We start from the raw sequence: 5,154 nt of genomic DNA on the forward strand, positions 1-5,154 counted from the left end.
CGGGTCAGGGCCGGCCGGGGCCGCCGAAGCCGCCGAAGCCGTCGGAGCCCTCGGGACCGTCGGATCGCAGGACCAGTCCGCGGTCGCCGTCCACGCGGACCCGCTGCCCGTCGGTCAGCCGCGCCGTCGCGTCCGCGGTGCCCATGACCGCCGGGATGCCGTACTCGCGGGCGACGATCGCGGCATGGGAGGCCACTCCGCCCGTGTCCGTGACGACGGCGGCGGCCCGGCGGAACAGCGGGGTCCAGGCGGGGCTCGTGTACGGGGCGACCAGGACGTCGCCGTTGCGGAGCGCGCCGAAGTCGTCCGGGCCGTGGATCACGCGGACCGGCCCCTGCGCGACACCGGCGCTGCCCGGGGTTCCGTACAGCAGTGCGCCGGCGTCGCCGCCGTGCGTCGCGTCGGACGGCCGTACCGGGGCGAGCGGGACGAGCGGTGTCCCGGCGAGCGCGGCGCGGCCGGCCTTGCGCTGGGCGGCGAGCTCGCGCAGCCCGGTGGCGAGTTCGGGCGGGGGCGGCCAGGGGCCGATGCGGTCGAGTTCGTCGAGGCGCAGGTGGAAGACGTCCTCCGGGGCGTCGAGCACGCCGGCCGCGACGAGCCTGCGGCCCATCTCCAGAAGTGCCTGACGCATCGTCGGCAGCGGGAGCATCGCCAGGAACCGGGTGTCGTCGCGGATCTGCTGGAACCAGCGCGCCTGCCGCAGCAGCGCTCGGACCGCCGACCGGGCCGGTTCGGGCCCGCGGCGGAGCAAGGGGTGCCGGAACAGGGCCTGTTCGGCCTGGTCGGCGGGGTGCGGGCCGGCCGGTGGCGGGTCCTGGGTGGCCAGGCCCTTCAGGATGCCGAGGACGACGTCCGGCCGGTCGCGCCAGGTGCCCGGTGTGAGCAGCAGGGGAGTCGCCGTGTCACGGTGTCCGTACTGGTCGAGGAACGCCTCGAAGCCGGCCGCGAAGCCGGGGCTCGACTCCCGCAGGCCGGTGTGCAGGGCCTCGTACAGCTCTTCGGCGGAGCGCCGGGCGAAGGTCTCCGAGAGTCCCGTGTCGGCCCGGATCGCGGCCGCCAGCTCCTCGAGCGAACGGTTCGCGTCGGCGGTCAGGGTGTCCACGCCCGACAGCAGCGCGCCCATGAGCGGGCGCCGCCGCAGCGCCGACAGCGTGACGTACAGGCCGGCGAGCGCCAGCAAGGTACGGGGGAAGTAGCGCAGCCGCAGTCCCAGCAGCGGCGCGGCGATCGCGGGCCCTTCCTTGACCCGGGCCATAAGGTCCGGCCAGGAGGCGCCGGCGGTGTCCGGTCCGCGGAGTTCGTCCGCGCGTCGGCGCACGGCCCCGATGAGCGGATCGGAGGCCCAGTGGGCCGGGTCGTGGCGGCGGGCGGCTCGTACGAGGCGGACGGGAGCCGTCAGCAGCCGCAGGGTGGGCTTGGGCAGCGGCACCGCCACCCGGACCACCACGCCGCGGTCCTCGGTGAACATCCCGGACGGCGCCGGAAGGGCGATGCCGGTCGCCTCGACCACCGTGTTCCCGAGCTGTCCGAACAGCGGGGCCACCCACGCCGAGATGTCGATCGGGTAGGGGCGGACCGGCAGGACCTCGCTGAGCATCGTGCTCGTCAGCCGCTGGAAGCGCTGCGGCAGGGCCGACAGGTCCGACAGGTCCGACAGGGCAGGCAGCCGCGGCAGGCCCGCCAGGTGCTTGCGTACGGAGAAGGCGGGCGGGGCGGGCAGGGCGGTGATCGGGCGGGCCTGGAGGACGTACAGCTTCCCGTCGGCCCAGGCCCATTCGATGTCCTGCGGACGGCCGAAGTGCCGCTCGATGTCCCGGGCCACGCCGATGAGCTGCCGCAGGGCGGGCGCGGGCAGCGCGGCGCCGGCCGCGGTCCCGGTGATCTGCTCGGTGCCACCGCCGGGGCGGGGCCGGACCAGGATCTCGTGGTGTCCGGCGGTGCGGACGACCACCTTCGAGCGACGGGTGTCGACCACGATGTGCTCCGGGGAGACCAGCCCGGAGACCACCGCCTCGCCGAGCCCAGGGCTCGAGTCGATGACCAGCGCGTACGGGTCACCGGTGACGGGATCGCTGGTGAGGGCCACCCCCGCGTACTCGGAGGCGACCATGCGCTGCACGACGACGGCCATCCTCACCCGGGCGTGGTCGACGCCGTGCCCGGCGCGGTAGTCGACCGCGCGGTCGGTCCACAGCGATGCCCAGCAGCGGGCGATCGCGTCGAGGAGGTCCGGCTCGCCGATCACGTTGAGGAAGGTGTCCTGCTGGCCGGCGAACGCGGCCTCCGGCAGGTCCTCGGCGGTGGCGCTCGACCGTACCGCGACGGCCCCGCCGCCGAGGTCCCGGTACGCGGCACGCACCGCCTGCGCCACGTCCTCCGGGACACCGCCCCCGGCCACGGCCTCGCGGACCGCCGCGGGGCCGCCGGTGCCGAGCCGGGCGGGATCCGGCGGCCGGTAGGCCGCCGTGGTCACGACGAAACCCGGGGGCACCGCGAAGCCCGCGCGGACCAGCTCGCCCAGATTCGCGCCCTTCCCGCCCGCGACCGCCAGGTCGGCCGCGCCCAGCCGCCCCAGCGGGACGACGAGGCCGGCCCCGTCCGGCGCGCTCGCCGCCGCCTTGTCCATGGCACGCTCCTCCTCCGCGGACGCCCGTGGTCTCGACCACCAAGCCTGGCACCGGACCTCACGGGGCGCTCACCGAAGGCGGCGGCGTGTGGCGGATCGCGGCGGAATGTGGCGGTGCTGTGAAGGTCAGGCGCACCCGAAGCGCCTGTTAGCGGAGATACCCGTCCAGACGGAACCGGCCCGGTGCCCGTCGCCCCCTTGGCTACTTCTGAGTCACCCGCAGCGTCATGTAGCGTCCGGAACCGCTTGATCCGTTTCAGTACTGCCCGCTGCCGTGAGGACTCATGCCCACCACCTGCGACGCCCCCGCCCCCGCTCTCCCGGCCACCACGCAGACACCACCTCGAACAACGGGGGGAGGAGCGCTGGTCCTTTGAGATTCCGAATACCCCGCCCGGGCCCCGCGTCCCACCTCCCCGCTCCGGATCACCCGTCACCCACCACGGCCGTCTCCTCCGTTGAGCCGGACGCCGCCGAACCGCAGGCCTCCGAGCCTCCCTTGTCGGCCCACGAGATCGACCTCGTTCGCGCCTCCGTCGCCGTGGTCGAACCGCTCGCCGCCGATATGACGGTGTACTTCTACGCCATCCTCTTCGCCCGCTACCCCGAGGTCCGCCCGTTGTTCCCGCCGGGCATGGACGCCCAGCGCGGCCGTCTGCTGCGCGCGCTGCTGCGCATCGTGGACCTGGTCGACGACCCGCAGAGCCTGGTCCGCTTCTGCGGACACCTCGGACGCGACCACCGCAAGTTCGGCACGCTCAGCGCGCACTTCCCCGCCGTCGGCGAGTGCCTGCTGGCCTCGCTCGCCCGCTACGCCGGCCCCGCGTGGACCGCGGACATCGCCGCCGCCTGGACCAAGGCGTACGGCGTGGTCGCCGACGTCATGATCGGCGCGGCCGCGGCGGACGAGGCGGTACGGCCCGCCGTGTGGCCCGCCACCATCGTGCACCGCCTCGCGCGCGGACACGGGATCGCCGAGATCACCGTACGGCCCCACATGCCGTACGCCTACGCCGCCGGACAGTACGCGAGCGTCGAGACCCCGTGGCTGCCGAAGCACTGGCGCTACTACTCCCCCGCCAACGCGCCCCGCGAGGACGGCACCCTCACCTTCCACGTGCGCGCGGTCGCCGGCGGCTCGGTGAGCGACGCCCTGGTCCACCGGGCGGCGGTCGGCGACGTGGTCCGCCTGGGCGCCCCGATGGGCGACATGGTGCTGGACGCGGCCGTCCACCGCGATCTGCTCTGCGTGGCCGGCGGGACCGGCCTCGCGCCGATCCGCGCACTGGTCGAAGAGGTTGCCCGGCGCGGCGGGCGCCACCAGGTGGACCTCTTCCTCGGCGCCCGCACCGGAGCCGAGCTGTACGGGGTGGACGACATGCTCCGGATGGCCCAGCGCCACCACTGGCTGAGCATCCGGGGCGCGGTCTCCCACGAGTACATCCCGGGCATCCGGGGATCCCTGCCGGAGGTGCTCGCCGAGTACGGACCGTGGTACCAGCACGACGTCTACCTGAGCGGCCCGGCCCAGATGGTCGTCGCCGCCAACGAGACGCTCACGCTGGGCGGCACCCTGCCCGAGCGCATCCACCACGACCCGTTCGAGACGCCGGTCCTGTCCCTGCCCTGAGCCACCCGCCGGCCCGCCCCGCCCGTACTGCTCGCCTGCCCGTCCCGCCCTGCCCGCCCCGCCCTGCCCCGTCCTGCCAGGAGAAACGCCCCGTGACCTCGTCCCCGCCGTCCTTCGGATCAGCAGGTGAGCACCGGCTGCAGCAGCAGCTGGGCACCGCCGAGCGCGCCGCCCGGTTCTACGACCAGCAGGTGCGCCCGTGCCTCACGTCCGAGATGCGGGAGTTCATCGGCCGCCAGTCCATGGTCTTCCTGGCCACCGCCGACTCCCACGGGGAATGCGATGCCAGCTTCCGGGCGGGTCCGCCGGGGTTCGTCCACGTGATCGACGACCACACGCTCGCCTACCCCGAGTTCCGCGGGAACGGTGTGCTCGCCAGCGCCGGCAACATGACGGAGAACCCGCATCTCGGCATGCTCTTCGTGGACTTCACCCACCACCACGTGGGCCTGCACGTCAACGGCGTGGCCCGGCTGTACACCGACGCGGGCCTGCGCGCCCGGCACGCCGCCCTGCCGAGCGGCGCGGCGCCCGGACGCACTCCGGAGATGTGGGTCCAGATGAGCGTCGAAGAGGCCTACATCCACTGCTCGAAGTACATACCCCACCTGGAGCCGGCGCCCCGCCCCGGCAGCCATGACGCGGCTCGCCCCAAGGACGCGAGCTATTTCACCGGCCTGGAGCCGGCACCGGGGGCGCACCGCCGCTAGGCCGGCTCTTCCGGATCTAGCCTGACCCGCGCCGCCTGGCACCGCACCTCGCCGCGTTGTCGGGGCGCCCAGGTACGTCCAGTACTCGGGCGCCCCTCCGCCTTGCGATGCACGGCACCAGACGACGCGGGCTTAACCGGCAAGATCCGAAAGAGACGGCCTAGCACCGGTCTCGTATAAACCTCAGA

General features: G+C 74.2%; 3 protein-coding genes. 2 read left to right on the forward strand and 1 reads right to left on the reverse strand.

From position 1 onward, the window contains the following. Positions 1-4: 4 nt before the first annotated feature. On the reverse strand, positions 5-2,626 hold the full coding sequence (locus ACFWP3_RS40555; protein ID WP_384231727.1) for a PEP/pyruvate-binding domain-containing protein: 2,622 nt from the start codon (positions 2,624-2,626) through the stop codon (positions 5-7). Positions 2,627-3,125: 499 nt separating this feature from the next. Between ACFWP3_RS40555 and ACFWP3_RS40560 the strand changes: the two genes are divergently transcribed. Both ACFWP3_RS40560 and ACFWP3_RS40565 read left to right on the forward strand, forming a co-directional pair. Continuing rightward, entirely contained in the window at positions 3,126-4,256 is a 1,131-nt protein-coding gene (locus ACFWP3_RS40560; RefSeq protein WP_384231730.1) for a globin domain-containing protein, read from the forward strand. Positions 4,257-4,348: 92 nt separating this feature from the next. Then, positions 4,349-4,966: a pyridoxamine 5'-phosphate oxidase family protein gene (locus ACFWP3_RS40565; protein ID WP_384231732.1), complete on the forward strand. Its 618-nt coding sequence runs from the start codon at positions 4,349-4,351 to the stop codon at positions 4,964-4,966. Positions 4,967-5,154 lie beyond the last annotated feature (188 nt).

It is taken from the genome of Streptomyces sp. NPDC058525, from assembly GCF_042719495.1.
GTDB lineage: Bacteria > Actinomycetota > Actinomycetes > Streptomycetales > Streptomycetaceae > Streptomyces.